Origin of the sequence: Burkholderia stagnalis, assembly GCF_039848545.1 — a bacterium.
Classification (GTDB): Bacteria; Pseudomonadota; Gammaproteobacteria; order Burkholderiales; family Burkholderiaceae; genus Burkholderia; species Burkholderia stagnalis.
Window position 1 is genome coordinate 144,545 of the sequence record NZ_CP156687.1, and the last position, 19,651, is coordinate 164,195.

Genomic DNA, 19,651 nt, shown 5'->3' on the forward strand with positions numbered 1-19,651 from the left:
AAGGCGCGGCGACGCTCATCCGAACGCGGCGCCGCCGTCGATCGCGAGCGTGCGGCCGACGTAGGCGTCGCATTCGATGATGAAGCGCAGCCCGAGCCAGATTTCGTCGGTCGACACCATCCGCTTGAGCGGCATCTCGTCGATCAGCCGCGCGCGGGTCGCGGCATCGAGCGTGGCCGCCATCGGCGTGTCGGTGAGGCCGGGCGCGAGGCCCGCGACGCGCACGCGGTGCTCGGCGAGCTCGAGCGCCCAGGTGCGGGTCAGCGCGTCGAGGCCCGCTTTCGCGGCCGCGTAGTTCGACTGCCCCGCGTTGCCGGCGCTGCTGACCGACGAGATGTTGACGATCAGGCCCTCGCGCGTCGCGTCGGCTTCGAGCCGCGCCGCGACGAACTCGCGCGCGAGCAGGAACGGCCCCGTCAGGTTGATGCCGAGCACGCTGCCCCATTGCGCGGTGGGCAGCTTGCGCGCGTAGCGGTGCGCATCGAGCGTCGCGAGCCGGCCGTCGCGCAGCACGCCCGCGTTGTTGACGAGCACGTCGGGCACCTGGCCGTCGTCGACGAGCGCGGCCATCGCGGCCGCGACCGCGCGTTCCTGGCTCACGTCGACCGCCATCGTGCGCAGCCGCGCGGGCGCGCCGAGCGTATCGGCGAGCGCGCGCAGGCCCGGTGCGTGATGGTCGAGCGCGATCACGCGCGCCGCGCCCGCCGCGAGCAGCGCCTCGCAGAAGCGCTTGCCGATGCCGCTTGCCGCGCCCGTCACGAGCGCGGTCGTTCCTTCAATTCGCATTGTCGATCTCCTCGTTGACGGCGTCGGCCGCCGGTTGCGCGGCCGTGCGCGCCGCATGCTGCTGCCGCAGCGCATCGCGTTCGGCCGGCGACATGTCGCGCAGCCGCAGCCACGCGGCCGCGACCTTCGATGCCGCGCCGGGCGCGCTTTCGTGGCGTTGGATCAGCGCGGCCATGTCGGCCGGCGTGCGGCTCGCGAGCATGTCGCCGAGCGGCGGCTCGACGCCGAACACCTGGATCACCCGCGCGTGGATGCGCGTGAGCAGCAGCGAATTGCCGCCCAGGTCGAAGAAGTCGCTGTCGGGCGCGACCGGCGCGTTGTCGAACGCGCGGCGCCACAGCGCGCATACCATCTCCTCGAGCGCGTTCGCGGCCGCGCGCTCGGGGGCGGCCGCGCGCGGCCGTGCGGGCGGCGTCGCCAGCGTGCGGCGGTCGAGCTTGCCGTTCGCGGTGCGCGGCAGCGCGCCGTGCAGCGCGAAGACCTGCGGCACCATGTACGCGGGCAGGCGGCGTGCGAGCGCGTCGCGCAGCGGCGCGTCGTCGAACGGCCTGGCCGGGTCGCGCAGCACGAGATGCGCCTCGAGCCCCCACGCGCGGCCGTCGAGGCCGCGCCGGACCGTCGCGGCCGCGTCGGCGACGTTGTCGAGCGCACGCAGGTGCGCTTCGACGTCGCCGAGCTCGATCCGGTAGCCGTTGATCTTCACCTGGTCGTCCGCGCGGCCGAGCAGCGTCAGCGTGCCGTCGCCGTTGCGCACCGCGAGGTCGCCCGTCGCATACAGCCGCGCGCCGGGCTCGGCCGCGAACGGATCGGGGCGGAAGCTGCGCGCGGTGCGGCCCGGTGCGCGCGTATAGCCCTGCGCGAGGCCCGCGCCCGCGATCGTCAGCTCGCCGACCACGCCGGGCGGCGTTTCGTGGCCGTCGGCATCGACGACGCGCAGGCGCGTCGCGTCGAGCGCGCCGCCGATGCGCGCGGCTGCGGCCGCATCGGCAACGGGCAGCGCGGCCGACCAGATCGTCGTTTCGGTCGGCCCGTAGACGTTCAGCAGCGCGACGCCGCGCGCGAGCAGCGCCGCGGCGAGATCGGCGGGCAGCGCTTCGCCGCCGCACCACGCTTGAAAGCCCGGCTGCGGACGCCAGTCGGCCGACAGCAGCAGGCGCCACGTGAGCGGCGTCGCCTGCATCACGGTGGTCCTGCGCCCGGCGAGCTCGCGTGCGAGCGCGACGCCGTTCGCGGCCGTCTCGGCGGACGCGATCGCGAGGTGCGCGCGGGTCACGAGCGGCAGGAAGAGCTCGAGCGCCGCGATGTCGAACGACACGGTCGTCACGCTCGTCAGCACGTCGTCCGGGCCGAGCGGGAAGCGCGCGGCGAAGCTGCGCAGCAGATTGACGAGCGCGCCGCGGCGCACGTCGACGCCCTTCGGGCGGCCCGTGCTGCCCGACGTGAAGATCGTGTACGCGAGCGCGGCCGGATGCGCGCGGCGGGCGCGGGCGAGCGCGGTGCGCGCGGCGGCGAGGCCATCGGTGGCGGCGGGTGCGCATGACGGCGCCACGACCGGCACGGCCACATCGCCGATGTTGCCGGCCGGATCCGCGATGATCGCGACGGGTGTCGAGTCGGCGAGCATCATCGCGCGGCGCTCGGCGGGCAGCAGCGGATCGATCGGCACATAGGCGGCGCCCGCGAGCAGCGTGCCGACGAGCGCCGCGAGCAAGTCGACGCCGCGCGGCAGGCAGACGGCGACCGTCGTGCCGGGGCCGGCGCCGGCTGCGGCGAGCCGTTCGGCGAGCTCGCCCGCTTCGGCAAGCAGCGCGGCGCGCGTGACGGTGCGGTCCGGGCCGTGGATCGCGCTCGCCGGCGCGGCATCGAGGGCGCGGGCGAACAGGTCGATCAGCGTGTCGGTGTTGGCGTCGGCGTCGGCGTCGTGCGGCAGGGACACCGGCGCGATCGCCGCTTCGGCGTCCGCCGACCCTGCGGAAGCAGCCGCCACCGCGCCATCCGCAGCACACGAAGCAAGCGCGCCGATCGCATCGCCGCGCCCGTACGCGATACCCGCCGCAAGCTCGACGAGCGCATCGACGAGTGCGCCCGCCCGCGCGGCAGGCAGGCGCGCCGCGTCGTGCACCGCGTCGATGACGAGCCCGTCCGCGTTCGGCTTCACGTACAGCATCAGCGGATAGTTCGACGCCTCGTTCGCCTCGATTGCACCGATGCGCAGCCCACCGGCATGCGCGCCCGCGTCGCGGTCGACCGGGTAGTTTTCATAGACGAACACGCTGTCGAACAGCGGCTGCTGTGCGCTCGCGCCGCTCCAGCGCTGGACGTCGACGAGGCTGCAATGCGCGTGCCTGCCGACCTCCGACTGCGCGGCGAACAGCTGGCGCAGGAACGTGCCGACCGGCAGCGCGGGCCGGCAGTCGACGCGCACGGGCAGCGTCGAGATCAGCGCGCCGACCATCCGCTCGACGTCGGCGACCTCGGCGTCGCGCCCGGAGAACGTGACGCCGAACGTGACGTCGCGGCTGCGCGCGACGCGCGACAGCAGCAATGCATACGCGCCTTCGACGACGGTGTTGAGCGTCACCCGCTCGCGCGCGGCGACGGCGTTCAACGCGGCCGTCAGTTCGGGCGGCAGCACGCGGCGTACCGTGCCCGTTTGTGTTGCGTGCGGGGCGCTGCCGGCCACGGCCGTCAAGCCGAGATCGAGCGGCGCGTGGCGCGGGCCGAGCGTGGCGCGCCAGAATGCTTCGGCGTCGCGCAGGTCATGCTGCGCGCGCAGCCGCGCGGCGACGAAGCGGGCATACGACGGCGCGGCGGGCAGCGACGGCGCGCGGCCCGCGGCGTCCGCCGCATAGCAGTGCGCGACTTCGCCGAGCAGGATCGCCATCGACCAGCCGTCGAGCAGCGCGTGATGATGGGTCCACACGAGCCGCCACGGCGCGCCGTCGCGGCGCAGCAGCGTCACGCGCATCAGCGGCGGCCGCGCGAGATCGACGCCGCGCGCGCGATCCTCGGCGAGGAACGCGGCGAGCGCCTGCTCGGGATCGGCGTGCGCGGCGATCTCGCGGATCTCGAGCGCAAGCGGCTGCGGCGCGTGCACGCGCTGCACCGGATCGTCGAGATCGCGCCACGCGAAGCTCACGCGCAGCGCGTCGTGCCGCGCATAGACGTGCGACCACGCGCGCTCGAGGCGCGCCGCGTCGCATTCGCCTTCGATCGCCGCGACGATCTGTTCGAGATAGATGCCCGCCGACGCATCGGCGGCGCGCGCGTGGAACAGCATCCCTTGCTGGGTCGACGTGAGGCTCCACAGGTCGACGACGGGCGGCTCGGCGTCGAGCAGCGCCGGCAGCGCGTCCGCGGGCACGCGCGCGAGCGGGAAATCGCTCGGCGCCACGGCGGGCCGCGCGTCGCCGGCCGCCAGCAGCGCCTGCAGCTCGGCCTGCGCGCGGGCAGCCATCGCGCGGGCCTGCGTGTCGTCGAAGCGCCGCGCGTCGTAGTTCCAGCGCACGACCAGCCGGCCGTTCGCGACGAACGACACGATGTCGAGCGCGAAGCCGCGATCGTTGTCGTCGTCGGCGATCGGGCCGCAGTCCTCGCCGGCGAGCCGGATGCGCGACGCGGCGGGCAGCGCGCCGTCGATCTGGCCGAGATAGTTGAAGCAGACGTCGGGCAGCGCGCTCGTCGCGAGCGGATCGTCCGCCGGCGCCGCGTCGCGCAGCCGTCCGTAGCCGCGGCCATGCGCGGGCACCGCGCGCAGCGCGTCCTTTGCCGCGCGCAGGCGTGCGAGCGGCGACGGCGCGTCGAGCCGCTCGACGGCGAGCGGGTAGAGCGTCGTGAACCAGCCGAGCGCGCGCACGAGCGCCGCGTCGGCGCCGTCGCCCCGGCCGTGGTGCTCGATCGTCACGCCGACGCTGCTCGCGTGCGCCGCGTCGGCGAGCGCCGTCGCGAGCGCGGCGAGCAGGATTTCCTGCGCGCTCGCATGCAGCCGTGTCGCGCCGTCGCGCAGGAGGCGCGTCGTCAGGTCGGCATCGAGCGCGTGCTCGACGGTGCGCTGGTCCGCGTAGCGTGCCGCGCCCGCCGGCGCGAGCCGGCCCGCGCGCGCGGCGCGCGGCGCGGCCTCGCGCCAGTAGCGCTGCTCGGCGTCGTCGATCGCGGCGCACGCCTGCGTGCGCGCCCAATCGACGAAGCCGGACGGCGGCGCGGCGACCGGCCGCGCGTGCAGCGCGTCGTGCAGGTCGCTCGTCAGCACGCGCCACGACACGCCGTCGACGATCAGGTGGTGCATCACCAGCAGCAGCCGTGCGGACCCGTCCGCGAAGCCGCGCACGTGGAGCGCGCGCAACAGCGGCGGCGTGCCGAGCTCGAGGCTGCGCTGCACGTCGCGCGCGAGCGAGGCGAGTGCGTCGGCGGCATGGTCCGCCGGCACGCGCGCCGTACGGAACCACGCTTGCGGCGGGCTCGTGTCGGCGAGCAGTTCCTGCGCGACGCCGTCGCCGCCGACCGTGAAGCGCACGCGAAATACGTCGTGCGCGGCGACGACGGCGGCGAGCGCGTCGCGCACCGCATCGTCGTCGAGCTCGCCCGGCAGGTCGAGCATCAGCGCCTGGTTCCAGTGCGCGGGCGCGGGCTGGTTCAGCGCGAAGAAGCGCGCCTGCGCGGGCGTGAGCGGCACCGGGCCGGGCAGCGCCGCGCCCCGGGCGCCGGCGTCGGCATCGACCCGCACCGCGACGCGCGCGAGCGCGGCGATCGTCGGATGCTCGAACAGGTCGCGCGGCGAGATCTGCCAGCCGCGCTGGCGGGCGCGCGCGCTCACCTGCAGGCTGACGATCGAATCGCCGCCGAGCGCGAGGAAATCGTCGTCGACGCCGATCGCCGTGCGGCCGGGCAGCAGTTCGTGCCAGATCGTCGCGAGCATCTGTTCGACGGGCGTGGCAGGCGCGCGCGCCGGCGCGGCGTCGCGCGCCGGTTCGACGGACGGAAAGCCGTTGCGATCGGTCTTGCCGTTCGGCAGCAGCGGCCAGTCGGCGGTTTCGGCGAACGCGCCCGGCACGAGCGACGCGGGCAGCCGCTCGGCCAGGAAGCGCCGGTAGTCGGGCGGCGCGGCGTCGCCGGCGGCGGCCGCGTGCCGTTCGATCCACGCGACGAGGCGCACGCTGCCGTCCGGCATCGCGCGCGGCAGCACCGCGCAGCGCCGCACGGCCGGGTGCGTCGCGAGCAGGCTTTCGATCTCGCCGGGTTCGACCCGCCAGCCGCGCAGCTTCAGCTGGTGATCGCGGCGGCCGAGGTAGTCGAGCCGGCCGTCGGGCAGGCGGCGCGCGAGATCGCCGGTGCGGTACAGGCGGCGGCCGTTCGCGCCCGGCAGCGGGTCTGGCCGGAAGCGCCGCGCGGTTTCGCCGGGGCGGCCGTGATAGCCGCGCGCGAGCCCCGCGCCGCCGATCCAGATTTCGCCGGCGACGCCGGGCGGCACGGGCGCCATCCGCTCGTCGAGAATGAACACGCCGACGTTGTCGATCGGCGTGCCGAGCGACGGCGGCGCGATGGCCGCATCCGCCTGCGCGGCGTCGCCATCGACGACGACGCAGCTCGTCGCATCGATGGTCGTCTCGGCCGGGCCGTAAAGGTTGATCAGCCGCGCGCGCCACGCTTGCCGGAAACGCTCGGCCGTCGTACCGCGCAGCGCCTCGCCGCCGACGAACACGCGCGTCACGCGCCGCATCCGGGCGAGCGCGGCCGAGTCGTCGAGGATCACGTCGAGCAGGCTCGGCACGAGCTGCACGACGGTCGCGCCGCTTTGCTCGACCGCGTCGGCGAGCGCGTTCACGTCGCGCGATGCGTCGGCGGGCGCGAGCGCGAGCGTCGCGCCGCTCGCGAGCGGAGCCCAGAATTCCCACACCGACGCGTCGAAGCTGACCGGCGTCTTCTGCAGCACGACATCGGCTGCGTCGAGCGGGAAGCGGCCCGCCATCCAGCGCATGTGGTTCGCGAGCGCGCCGCGCGAGACGGCGATCGGCTTCGGCCGCCCCGTCGAGCCCGACGTGAAGATCAGGTAGGCGAGCGCATCGTCGGGCACGTCGCGCGCGATCGGCGCGGCGTCGCCGGCCGTCGCGCGGAAGTCGTCGAGCAGCAGCACGTCGGCGTGCGGCGCGGGCAGTTGCGCGGCCGTCGCCGCGGTCGCGACGACGAGCGCCGGCCGGGCTTCGTCGAGCGTCATTTGCAGCCGTGCGGCGGGCAGGCGCTCGATGTCGAGCAGGCAGTACGCGCCGCCGGCCTTCAGCACGCCGACGAGCGCGACCGCGACACGCACGTCGCCCGGCGCGAGCGCGATCGCGACGACCGTGTCCGCGCCGACGCCGCGCTGGACGAGGCGTGCGGCGAGCGCATCGGACGCGGCATCGAGCGACGCGAAATCGAGTTGCGCATCGACACCGCGCACCGCGCGGCGCCGCGGATGCGCGCGGGCCACGGCGCGCACGCGGGCGAGCAGGTCGCCCGCCGGCAGGTCGGCCGGCGCGCCCTGCGACGCACGCAGCGCGGCGGCGTCGGCCGCGGCGAAGCGCGCGCCGGCATCGTCCGGCCGCGCCGCGAAATGGTCGGCCGCCTGCACGTAGCGATCCGCGAGCCACGCGATCTGCGTGTCGGAGAACGCGTCGCGATCGTACGACAGCGAGACCGTGATGCCGCGCGCGCCGTCGTTCGCGCGCGTGACGGCGAATGTCGTCGCGCACGGAATCTCGACCGCCTCGTGGCTGCGGGCCTCGACGACCGTCAGCGCGCCGTCGCGCCGCAGCGCGTCATACGCATGAAAATCGACGAAATTGAACGACGTGTCGAAGCGCGCCGCGCCGTTGCCCGGCGCGAGCAGGCCCGCGATCGCGGCCATCGGGTAGCGGCGATGCGCGAACAGGTCGGCTTCGGCGGCGCCGGCCGCGCGCGCCAGGCTCGTCCAGTCGTGCGCGTCGACGTCCAGCCGGAACGGCAGCGTGTTGAGGAACAGGCCGACCATCGCGGCGCCGTCCGTTTCGGCCGGGCGGCCGTTCGAGACCAGGCCGGTCACGACGTCGCGCGCGCCGCTCGCGAGCGACAGCACCTGCAGGTGGATCGCGAGCAGCAGCGACTTGAGCGGCAGGCCGTTGCGTTCCGCGTGCGCGCGCAGCGCGGCGGCGGTGGCGGCGGGCAGCGCGCGCTCGTGCCGGCCCGCGCGCGGCGTGTGCGGATCGCGGGGCGCGCGCGGCCAGCGCGGCAACGCGGCCGACGGCGCGCCGGCAAGCCGTTCCGCCCAGAAGCGCCGCGTGTCGGCGTTGTCGAGCGCGGCCTGCTCGAGCCGCACGAATTCGCGGTACGGCGTGGCCGGCGCGGCGATCTCGCCGCCGCCGACGAGCGTCGCGAAATCGGCGAGCAGCCGCGCGACGCTCCAGCCGTCGAGAATGGCGTGATGGAACGCGATGCCGATCTGCCATTCGTCGCGACCGAGCGCCTGGAGCACGAAGCGCAGCAGCGGCGGCCGGCGCGGGTCGCAGCGCTCGGCGCGCAGCCGCGCGAGCAGCGCCGTGAAGCGGCGCTCGCGTTCGAGCGGGTCGAGCGCGCTCAGGTCCTCGATCTCGGCCTGCGGCGTCGCATGCGCATGGACGAGCTGCAGCGGCCGCTCGACGCCGTCGAGCAGGAAGCGCGTGCGCAGCGCCGGATGCGCGGCCGCGAGCGCGTCGAGCGCGGCGGGCACGCGGGCGGCGTCGACGCGCGCCCGCACGTGGAAGCACATCGCGTCGTAATACAGGTCCCGCTCGTCGCCCGATTCGGCGTGGTGCAGCATGCCCGCCTGCAGGCGCGCGAGCGGGTACGCATCCTCGACGTCCGCCGGCAGGCGGCGGCGCTCGTCGTCGCTGATCAGCGAGAACGGCGGGGCGGGCAGCGATGCGGGCTGCGCGGCGCCCGGTGCGGCGTCGCGCGGCGCCGGCGCGCCCTCGTCCTGGCGCGCGCGCGGCTTCGCGGCGAGCAGCGCCTCGATCGTCCGATGCCGGAACAGGTCCGCGATGTCGATTTCGAAGCCGCGCTCGCGCGCGAGGCCGGCCACGCGGATGCTGCGGATCGAATCGCCGCCGAGCGCGAAATAGTCGTCCCGCACGCCGACGGCGTCGACGCCGAGCGCTTCGCGCCAGACGGCCGCGAGCGCTTCCTCGTCGGCGTTGCGCGGCGCGACGCGGCTGCTCGCCGTCTGCGCCGGCGCGGGCAGCGCGCGCCGGTCGAGCTTGCCGTTCGGCGTCAGCGCGAACGCGGGCGTCGCGATCAGGAACGACGGCACTTCGTGCGCGGGCAGCCGCGCGTCGAGATGGCGGCGCAGCGCGTCGACGTCGACTGCCGCACCGGGCTGCGCGACGAACCACGCGCACAGGCGCGCGTCCCGCGCGTGCGTCCCGCCCGGCTCGGCCGCGACGAATGCGTCGGCGATGCCCGGGTGCGCGAGCAGCGCCGCGCGCACTTCGTTCGGCTCGATCCGGTGGCCGCGGATCTTGAGCGCGTCGTCGCCGCGGCCGACATACACCAGCTCGCCGTTCGCGTCGCGCCGCGCGAGGTCGCCCGAATGGTAGACGCGCGCCGCGCCGTCGCCCGTGAAGCGCTGCGCGGTGAGCTCGGGCCGGTTCAGGTAGCCGAGCGCGACGCCCGCGCCGCCGATCAGGATCTCGCCGGTCGCGCCGTCGGGCACGTCGTGCCCGCACGCGTCGACGATGCGGATCGTCAGATCCGCGAGCGGTTCACCGATCGGCGACGCGTCGGTCTCGACGTCGCGCGCGCGCATCGGGCGCAGCGTCGCGTGCACGGTGATCTCGGTGATGCCGTACATGTTGTCGAGGCACGGCGCCGCGTCGCCGCGCCGCGCGATCCAGCCGGCGAGATCGCGCGGATGGAGCGCCTCGCCGCCGAACACGACATGGCGCAGCGCGAGCGCGGGCCGCAGCCGCGCGTCGGCGTCGTCGAGCATCCGGAACGACGACGGCGTCTGGCTCAGCATCGTCACGCGCTCGGCGCCGAGCAGCGCGAGCAGCGCGTGCGGATCGCGCGCGGTTTCCCGCGACGCGATCACGACGCGTCCGCCGTGCAGCAGCGCGCCCCACAGCTCCCATACCGAGAAGTCGAAGGCGAACGAGTGCGTGCAGCTCCACGTGTCGTCCGGACCGAAGCCGAAGTGGGCGCGGGTCGCGTCGAACAGGCGGCCGACGTTGTCGTGGCTCACGAGCACGCCTTTCGGCTGGCCGGTCGAGCCCGACGTATAGATCACGTAAGCCGGCTGGCCGCGCCCGACGGGCGCGAACGCCGCGTCGGCCGGCGCCGGCCACGTGCCGACGTCGTCGAGCAGCAGCACGTCGCAGCCCTGCGGCGCGCGCGCCGCGGTTGCGCGCACGGCGAGCAGGTGACGCGCGCCGCTGTCGGCGACGAGGTACGCGAGCCGTTCGTCCGGATGCGTGCTGTCGAGCGGCACGTAGCAGCCGCCCGCGAGCAGCACGCCGAGCATCGCGGCGACGGCCGATGCGTCGCGCTCGAGCAGCAGCGCGACGCGATCGCCGCGCGCGAGCCCCGCGTCGCGCAGCCGCACGGCGATCGCGCGCGCCTGCGCGGCGAGTTGCGCGTAGGACGCGTGGCCGCCCGGATGCGTGACGGCGATGCGCTCGCCGGCGTCGGCGGCGACGGCGAGGAAACGGTGCGCGAGGCCCCGGTCGGATGCCGGCTGAGCGGCAGCGGCTGGCGGCGCCGGCCGCGCCGGCGTGACCGGCTCCGGCCGCAATCCCACTTCGCGCAGCGACGCCGACGCATCGCCCGCGAACGTCCGCACGACATGCAGCAGCGCGTCCAGCACGCCCTGCGCGGCGGGCGCGTCGATGCGCGCCGCGTCGAAACCGAGCTTCACGCCGATCCGCTGCGGGCCGGGCGCGAAGCTCAGCGTGAGCGGCAGATGCGTGTGCTCTTCCTGCCGGACGTCCGAGATCCGGAAGCCGGCGTCGGCCGCGCCGAGCGCGTCCTGCAGCGGGAAATTGTCGACGGCGACGAGGCATTCGAAGAGCGGCCGGTCCGATGCGACGCCGGCCGCATCGCGCACGTCGGGCAGCGCGCAGTGCGCGAGCCGCTGCAGCCCGTGCTGGCCGCGCTGCACGTCGCCGAGCCATTCGACGATGCCGGCCGCATCCGGCACGGCGATCCGGAACGGCACGGTGTTCGCGAGCAGCCCGACCATCTGCTCGATGCCGTCGACGGGCGCGGCGCGGCCCGACAGCACGAGCCCGAACACGGCTTCGTCGGCGCGCGCGAGTCGGCTCAGCACGAGCGCGCACGCGCCGATCAGCACGGTGCCGACCGTCACGCGCGCCGCCGCCGCGAGCCGCGCGACGTCCGTCGCGCCCAGTTCGGCGCGCAGCACGCGCATGTCCTTGCCGTCCTCGCCGGGCCGCGCCGGGCGATCGACGCCGAGCGGCATCGGCAGGCTCGCGCCGTCGAGCAGCGCGCGCCACGCGCCGGCGTCGCGCGCGGGATCCTGCGCGCCGAGCCAGTCGACGTAGTCGGCGAAGCGCGCGGCGGCGGGCGGCGCCGCGTGCGCCGCATCCGCATAGAGCGCGAGGAAATCCTTCAGCACGAGCGGCAGCGACCAGCCGTCGATGATCACGTGATGGTGGGTCCACACGAGCGTCCAGCGGGCGTCCTCTTCGCGGATCAGCGCGATGCGCATCAGCGGCGGACGGTTCAGCCGGAAGCCCTGCCGGCGCTGTTCGGCGGCGAAGTGCTCGAGCGCTTCGGCGCGCGCGGCGGCGGGCCGGGCGCGCCAGTCCTCGACGATGAGCGGCACCGTCGCGTCGGCGAACACGACTTGCCGCGGCTCCGACTGCCCGCGCGTGACGAACGCGCTGCGCAGCGCTTCGTGGCGGCGCACGAGCGCCGCGAGCGCGGCCCGGAAGCGTTCCGGGTCGACGTCGCCGTCGAGCCGGCAGACGATCTGCTCGAGATAGGCCGGGCTGTCGGGGGCCGCGAGCGCATGGAACAGCATGCCGCGTTGCAGCGGCGACAGTCCGATGATGCGCTCCACGGCAGGCGTGGAGCGCGGGTCGGAAACGGCGGGGCGGATCTGCGCTTGGCTCATTCGGTATCCGTAAGGTCGAGAAGCAGGGCGTCGAGTTCGGCGGGCCGCAGTTGCTCGCCGCCCGGAAGCGGTGGAGCGGACGGTTGCGGCGCCGCGGGCAGCGCGTCGAGTCGCGCGACGAGGTGGTGGCACAGGGAGCGGATCGCGTCGTCCGTCAGCGCGGCGAGCCGGCCGATGTCGGGCGGCGCGGCGGCGTCGCGCCGCGCGCCGCTGTACGCGAAGCGGATCGACAGCGCGCCGGCCGCGATCGCCGCGTCGATCGCGAGCGGATGCAGCACCGGGTCGCCCGGTGCGCGGCCGTCGGGCAGGCCGCCCGCGACGCGCGCGCCGAGTTCGGGCAGCGCGCCGGCGTCGCCGTCGGCGGCCGTGCCGAGATAGTTCCAGCTGACGGCGCGCGGGTGCGCATCGACGAGTGCGCCGTGCCCGGCCAGCACGCCGAAGCCGACGCCGCCGTCGGGCACCGCGCGCAGCAGCGTCTTGACGCGGCCGATCGACGCATCCCAGTCGCCGCCGGATTCGATGCGCAGCGGATAGACGCAGGTGAACCAGCCGACCGTCTGCGACAGGTCGGCGTCGACGCCCGCCGGCACCTGCCGGCCGTGGCCTTCGACGTCGAGCCGCAGCGCGGCGCCGCTCGTCCAGCGTCCCCACGCGTGCGCGAGCGCGGCGAGCAGCAATTCCTGCGTGCGGGTGTCGTGCACGCGATTGAGCGCACCGGTCAGTTGGCCGGTGAGCGCGGCGTCGAACACGAGCCGCACGCTGTCGAGCGCGTCGACGCGGCCGGGCACGCCGAGGGTGTCATCCGCATCGCGGGGTGTCGCGGCCAGCATCGTTTCCCAGAAGCCGCGCTCGGTGTCGCGCGCGCCCGCCGTCGCGGCGAGCATGTCGTTCCAGCGGCGGTAGCTCGTCGTGCGCGGCGCGGCGGGCGGCGCTTCGCCACGCCGCGCGGCGCCGTAGCAGGCGTCGAGATCGGCGAGCAGGATGCGCCACGATGCGACGTCCACCACCAGGTGATGGGCGACGACGATCAGCTCCGGCGCGCCGGCCGGGCCGTGCGGCACGTAGCCGGCCCGCGCGGCGGGGCCGCGCACCGGATCGAGCCCGGCTTGCAGCGTGGCCGCGTAGGCGTCCAGCGCCGCGTCGTCGGCGAGCGGGGCGGGCGCGATCGCGAGCGGCAGCAGCGCCGCGCCGTCGCGCGCCGCGTAGTGTTGCCGCCAGCCGTCCTCGCGGTGCGCGACGCGCAGCCGCAGCGCGTCGTGACGCAGCGCGAGCGCCGCGAGCGCGCGGGCGAGCGCATCGGGATTGGGCGGCGCCGCGAAGGCGAGCCGCACGTCGAGCGTGAAGCGCCGCGGCGTGTCGCCGCCGCGTTCGAGGAACCAGCGCTGGATCGGCGCGAGCGGCACGTCGGCCGCTTCCGGCTCCGGCTCCGGCTCGGGCGCAAGCGCGCGCGCGTCGGCCGCAGCGCGCGTCCGGCAGACGTCGGCGATGGCGCGCGGCGTGCGCAGTTCGAGCACCTCGCCCGCGCCGATCTTGATCCCGTGCCGCAGCATCGTCGCGGCGACCTGCAACGCGAGGATCGAGTCGCCGCCGAGCGCGAAGTAGTCGTCGTCGATGCGCGCGTCGGGCACGCCGAGCACCTGGCGGAACGCGTCGCGCACCCAGCGCTCGACGTCGTCGCGCGGCGCGTCGGCCACGGCGTCCACTGCCGCATCCGTGCGCGGGGCAGGCGCGTGCGCGTCGCGCAGCGTCGCGCGATCGATCTTGCCCGACGACGTGAGCGGCCAGTCCGGCACGACCACGAAGCGCGCGGGCACCTCGTGCGGCGCGAGCGCGCGCGCCGCGTGAGCGCGCAGCGCGTCGACGTCGAGCGTGGCGTCGCGCGGAATCACGAACGCGGTCAGTTCCGGGCGGCGGCCGTATTCGGTCACGTCGACGAGCGCCTCGCGCACGGACGCGTCGCGCAGCAGCACGCCGGCGATGCCGTCCGGATCGATCCGGTAGCCGCGCAGCTTCACATGGCCGCCGGCGCGGCCGAGATAGCGGATCGTGCCGTCGGCGAGCAGCATGCCGCGGTCGCCGGTGCGATACAGGCGTGCGCCCGGCTCGGCCGCTGCCGGGTCCGGTATGAAGCTCGCGGCGGTGAGGCCGGGGCGGCCGAGATAGCCGCGTGCGAGCGCGGGGCCGCCCACGCAGATCTCGCCCGCGACGCCGACCGGCGCCACGCCGAGCCATTCGTCGAGCACGACGGTGCGCACGCCTTCGAGGCCCGCGCCGATCGGCGGCAGCGGCTCGTGCGCGTCGCACACGTGCAGGCTCGCGCACACGGTGGCTTCGCTCGGGCCGTATGCGTTGACGACGCGCCGGCCGCGCGCCCAGCGCGCGAGCAGGCCGGCGGGCGCGGCTTCGCCCGCGGCGACGATGGTCCTGACGCCGGCGAGGTCGGCATCGTCGAGCGCCGCGAGCAGCGACGGCGGCAGCGTCACGTGCGTGACACGGCCCGCGCGCGCGGCGTCGATCAGCGCGCTCGACGTGTCGCTTTGCTTCGCGCCTTCGGGCGGCAGCACGAGCGCGGCACCGCTCGACAGCGCCGTGAAGATTTCCGCGACCGACGCGTCGAACGTGAGCGGCGGGAACAGGAAGATGCGGCTCTGCGCGTCGACCGCGAAGCCGGCGTGCATCGCGCGGCACATGTTCGCGATGCCCGCGTGCGTGACGCCGACGCCTTTCGGCTCGCCGGTCGAGCCGGACGTGTAGATCACGTAGGCGAGGCTCGACGAAGGCGGCGCGGGGAGCGGTGCTGCGTTGTCGCCGGATTCGTCGGATTCGTCGCGGGATTCTTCGCCGGATTCGAGCAGGTCGGCGATATGCAGCGTGACGATGCCGTCCAGGTCGAGCGCCGTCGCTCCGGATTCGGCCGCGCCGATCACGACGCGCGCGCCGGCGTCGCGCAGCATGTAGCCCAGGCGCGCGGCCGGATAGTGCGGATCGAGCGGCAGATAGGCGGCGCCCGCCTTCAGGATGCCGAGCAGCGACGCGATCGCGTTCACGCCGCGCGGCAGCATCATCCCGACGACCGTTCCCGGTCCGGCGCCGAGCCGTCGCAACCGCGCGGCGATCGCGCCGGCGCGGCGCGCGAGCGCGGCGTAGGTCAACGTGTCGGTTGGCGTGATCAGCGCGGGGGCGTCGGGCCGGCGCGCCGCCGCGCGCTCGAACAGCGCGTGCGCGAGCGGCGGCGCGTCGTCGTATCCGTCATGCGGGGCGGGCAAGGCGGGCACGTCGCGTGCGCCGTCTGCGTGCCGTGCGGTCGGTTCGTCGCCGATTTCGGCCAGCGTCGCGCCGGGCGTCGCGGCGAACCGTTCGACGAGCCGCGCGAGTCGCTCGACGAGCGCAGCCGCCTGCGCGTCCGGATAGCGGTTCGCGTCGTATTCGAGCCGCAGTTCGAAGCACTCGCCGGGGATGATCGCGAGCGTCACCGGGTAGTTCGTGTGCTCGTGATAATCGGGCCGCGCGAACACGAGCCCGCCGGGCGCGGCGAAATTGCCTTCGACCGGATAGTTCTCGAACACGACGAGCGTGTCGAACAGGTCGTTGGTATCCGCGCCGGCCGCGCGCAGGATGTCGGACAGGCGCTCGTGCTCGCTCGCGTGCAGTTCGGCGAGCGCCTGCTGCACGCGGGCGAGCAGGCCGCGGACGGTCTGCGCCGGCGCGAGCGTCACGCGCAGCGGCAGCGTGTTGATGAACAGGCCGATCATCGCGTCGGCGCCCGGCGCGCCGCTCGAGCGGCCCGACAGCGTAACGCCGAACGCGACGTCCGCGCCGACGCCGCTGCGCGCGAGCAACAGCGCCCACGCGGCGTTGAACACGGTGCCGGGCGTGACGCCCGCGCCCCGTGCGAGCTGCTCGATCGCGCCGCTCGCCGCGCGCGTGAGCGCGACGTCGCGGCGCGCGTGGCGAGCCGGGCCTCGCGCGGGCGCGGCGAGACGCGCGGGCGCCAGCCCCGCGAGCCGGGCGCGCCATGCCTCGTGTGCGGTGCCCGGTGCGCGCAGCGCGAGCCACGCGAGATGATCGGCGAACCGGCGCGGCGCCGGCAATGCTGCGTCGCGCCCCGCGTAGATTGCGATCAGCTCGCGAAAGAACACCGGAATCGACCACCCGTCGAGCAGGATGTGATGGAAGCTCCACAGCCAGCGATGGCGCTGCGGGCCGAGCATGGCGATCGCGAGCCGCATCAGCGGCGGGTGCGACAGGTCGAACGGTTGTGCGGCGTCGTCGCGCAGCCATTGCGCGAGCCGCGCGTCCTGTTCGGCGGGCGTGCTTGCATCGGACCAGTCGAGCCGCGTGACGGGCAGCGCCGCCTGCGCGCCGACGAACTGGATCGGCCGCCCGCCCGCGCGCGCGACGAAGCCCGCGCGCAGCGCGTCGTGCCGCTCGAGCATCGTCTGCCACGCGGCCGCGAAACGCGGCAGGTCGAGCGGGCCGTCGACCGCCGCCGTGATCTGCTCGTGAAACGCGGTCGACGCGTGGTGCGCGCTCGCCTCGAACAGCATGCCTTCCTGCAGCGGCGTGAGGCTGGCGACGATCGCCGCGTCGGCGATCGCCGGGGCGAGTTCGTCCATCTCGTGCTGCGCGAGGCGCGCGAGCGGATGGTCGGCCGCCAGCCGCGGCGCGGCGGCGATCGCGTCGAGCAGCGCGTCGAGCCGCGCGATCCAGCGCTGCGCCGCGTCGCGCATGTGCTGCGGATCGAGCACCTTCGGCGAATAGCGCCAGTCCATCCGCAGCTCGCCGTCGATCACGCTGGCGACGACATCGAGCGTGAAGCTGCGGCGGTTCGCGCCGTCGCGCTCGCCGGCGATCAGGTCCGGGCGCAGCGCGAACGTGCCGTTCGCCGGGCGGCCGATCACGCCGAGGAAGTTGAAGCTGATCTCCGGCAGCCCCGCGGCGTCGAGCCGTTGCCGGGCGTCCTGCGACGCGCCGAGCCAGCGCGCGAGGCCGTATTCGTGGCGGCGCGGCGCGAGCGCGGCGAGCGCGTGGGCGGCGCGCGCGAGCAGGTCGAGCGGCGCGTCGCGCAGGCAGTCGTCGAGCACGATCGGGCTGAGCGCGGTGAACCAGCCGACGAGCGCCGACACGTCCACGCCGTGTTCGCCGTCGCGGCCGTGATGTTCGAGCGTGAGCGCGACGCGCTCGCTGTCGAGCGCGGGCGCGAGCGCCGCGCACAGCGACGCGATCAGGATCGCCTGCGTGCGCGAGCGGCCGCCGGCCGGGCCGCTGTCCAGCAGGCGCGTGGTCTGCGCGGGCGACAGGCGCCATGTGTCGACGCGCGTGTCCGCCTCGGACCCTGGGGCGACCGCGTCCGAGCGGGTCGGCAGCGCCGCGAAGCCGCGCGCGGCGAGCGCGAGCCACGGTGCGGGGTCGGCCGCCAGCGCGGCGGCGCTCGCGGCGCGATGCCAGTGCGCGAGCGACGCGGCCGGGGCGGGCGGCGGTGCATCGCCGCCGAGCGACGCGGCGAGCTGGTGCAGCAGCACCGACCACGAGAGCGCGTCGACGGCGACGTGGTGGACGGCGAGCGCGACCAGCGGCGGCGCGCCGTCCCGGCCGATCAGCGCGGCGCGTGCGAGCGGGCCGTGCCGCAGGTCGAGGCGCGCGGCCAGCGAGGCGATCACGTCGCGTGCTTCGTCATCGCTCGCGACCGTGCAGACGTCGAGCGGGAAGCGTTCCGGCGTGCGCTGTTCGCCGCCGTCGCCGCCGTCGCCGCCGTCGCCGCCGTTGCCGCCGTCGTCCGGCTCGAACGCGACGCTGGCGCGGCCCGCGTCGAGCGTGACGCGCTGGCGCAGCGCCGGGTGCTGCGCGGCGAGTTGCCGCAACGCATCGCGCAGCGGCTCGGGCGCGATCGCGTGCGCCGTTTCGACGACGATCGTCTGTGCCCAATGATTCGGGGCGGCGAGCCCGAGCTGCGCGAACCACGCGATGATCGGCGTCGGCGGCAGCGCGTCGTCGGCGCACGGCTCGCCTGCCGCGTCGCGGGTTGCGACAAGCGGCGCATGCGTGAGCGGTTCGTGATCGAGCGCGTCGGCGAGCGCGCGCAGGCTGACGCCGCCGAGCATCTGGGCGGGCGTCAGGTGCAGGCCCTTGCCGCGCGCTTCGACGATCGCGCGCAGCGCGCTCAGGCTGTCGCCGCCGAGCGAGAAGAAGCTGTCGTCGCGGCCCGGTTCGCGGCCGAGAATACGGGCCCAGACGTCGGCGAGCGCGCGCTCGGTGGGGGTGGCGGGCGGGGTGCGGCGGGGGGCGGCATCGGCGTCGGCGTCGGGGTTGCCGCTGCGGCTGCCGTCGTCGCCGGCAAGCGTTGCTGCCGATACGACTGGCCCGGCGGGCGACGGCACGGCCGGCGGCGGCGGCGCGAGTTCAGGCAGCGGCAGCCGTGCGATCGGCTCGTGCGGTGCGCGCAGCACGGCGTCGACCAGGTCGGCGAAACTCGCCAGCCAGGTATCGGCAGTCTGCGCATCGAGCACGTCGCAGCGATGTTCGAGCGCGGCATGCAACGCGTCCGCGCGCGGCTCGAGCATCAGCGTCAGGTCGAATTTCGCGGCGGCCGGATACACGGGCACGACGTCGATCGACAGCGTGCCGAGCCGCGGCATGCGCAGCGGCGCGCTCTGCAACGCGAACAACGCGTGGAAGAGCGGCGTGTCGACCGCATCGCGTGCATGCCGCCGCGCGACTTCGTCGAACGGCGCGTTCGCATGCGCGAATGCCTCGAGCACGACGCCGCGGCAGCGCGCGACCAGGGTCGCGAAATCGGGCTCGCCCGACACGTCGATGTCGAGCACGAGGGTGTTCGCGAAAAAGCCGATCATCGGCTCGAATTCGGGACGCAGCCGGTTCGCGACCGGCGTGCCGACCGCGAGCCGCGTCGCGCCGCTCGCGCGATGCAGCAATGCCGCGAAGGCGGCGAGCAGCACGACGAACGGCGTCGTGTCCGCGTCGCGCGCGCATTGCTCGACGCGCCCGGCCAGGGCTGCGGCAAGCGCGCGCTGCGTCGTGCGTCCCGGCGTGTCGCGGCGGGGCGGCGCGGCGGGCTCGCGCGGCGGCGCGGCGTCGGCCGCACGCGGAAACGGGAACGGCGCGAGCGGCGCGAGCCGTTCCGCCCAGAAGCCGACGTCGGCCGTCAACGCGTCGCCGGCCTCGATCTCCCATGTTGCATAGTCGCCGTACTGGAGCGCCGGTTCGTCGGGCGCGTCGGCCGCGGCGCCGGTTTCGTACGCGTATTGCGCGTCGAGCTCGCCGACGATCCGGTCGAGCGACCAGCCGTCGCATGCGATGTGATGGATCACGAGCGACAGCACATGCTCGTCCGGCGCCAGTTCGAAGAGCGCCGCGCGCAGCATCTGCGGGCGGCGCAGGTCGAACGGCGTGGCTGCCTCGGCCGCGAGCCGCGCGGGCAGCGCGTCGCGTGCGAGCGGCTCGCGCGCCAGTTCGAAGGCGGCAGACTCGTGGACGAACTGCATCGGCTGGCCGTCCACCGCGCCGTAGCTCGTGCGCAGGATTTCGTGCCGGCGCACGAGCGCGTCGAGGCTGCGCGCGAGGGCGTCGGCGTCGAGCGCGCCGACGATGCGCAGCGCGAGCGGGATTGCGTAGGCGGTCGAATCCGGGTCGAGTTCGGCCAGCATCCACAGGCGCCGTTGCGCGCGCGATTGCGGGAAGACGAAGACGTCGTGCGTGTCGAGCGGAGCGCGGTTCGTGTGCGTCATC

The 19,651-nt window shown here is 75.2% G+C and carries 3 protein-coding genes; all 3 read right to left on the reverse strand.

The genetic code is table 11. The features are described 5' to 3' along the window. Window positions 1-15 precede the first annotated feature (15 nt). Genes ABFO07_RS31430 through ABFO07_RS31440 form a run of 3 tightly spaced genes read right to left on the reverse strand, consistent with a single transcriptional unit; the run spans window position 16 to window position 19,650 of the window. Window positions 16-786: an SDR family NAD(P)-dependent oxidoreductase gene (locus tag ABFO07_RS31430; RefSeq protein ID WP_059911412.1), complete on the reverse strand. Its 771-nt coding sequence runs from the start codon at window positions 784-786 to the stop codon at window positions 16-18. After that, the gene (locus tag ABFO07_RS31435) at window positions 776-11,905 is read right to left on the reverse strand and encodes an amino acid adenylation domain-containing protein (protein ID WP_347469876.1); all 11,130 of its coding nucleotides are present in this window, start codon (window positions 11,903-11,905) and stop codon (window positions 776-778) included. Before ABFO07_RS31435 ends, ABFO07_RS31430 begins: the two co-directional genes overlap by 11 nt. Further along, window positions 11,902-19,650 (reverse strand): amino acid adenylation domain-containing protein, encoded by a 7,749-nt coding sequence (locus ABFO07_RS31440; RefSeq protein WP_347469877.1) that lies wholly within the window; start codon window positions 19,648-19,650, stop codon window positions 11,902-11,904. The genes ABFO07_RS31435 and ABFO07_RS31440 overlap by 4 nt, the downstream gene beginning before the upstream one ends. Window position 19,651 lies beyond the last annotated feature (1 nt).

Excerpts from the sequence above, each read along its gene's own strand:
- ABFO07_RS31430 (WP_059911412.1), bottom strand. The coding sequence starts at position 786 with ATGCGAATTGAAGGAACGACCGCGCTCGTGACGGGCGCGGCAAGCGGC.
- ABFO07_RS31435 (WP_347469876.1), bottom strand. The coding sequence starts at position 11,905 with ATGAGCCAAGCGCAGATCCGCCCCGCCGTTTCCGACCCGCGCTCCACG.
- ABFO07_RS31440 (WP_347469877.1), bottom strand. The coding sequence starts at position 19,650 with ATGACGCACACGAACCGCGCTCCGCTCGACACGCACGACGTCTTCGTC.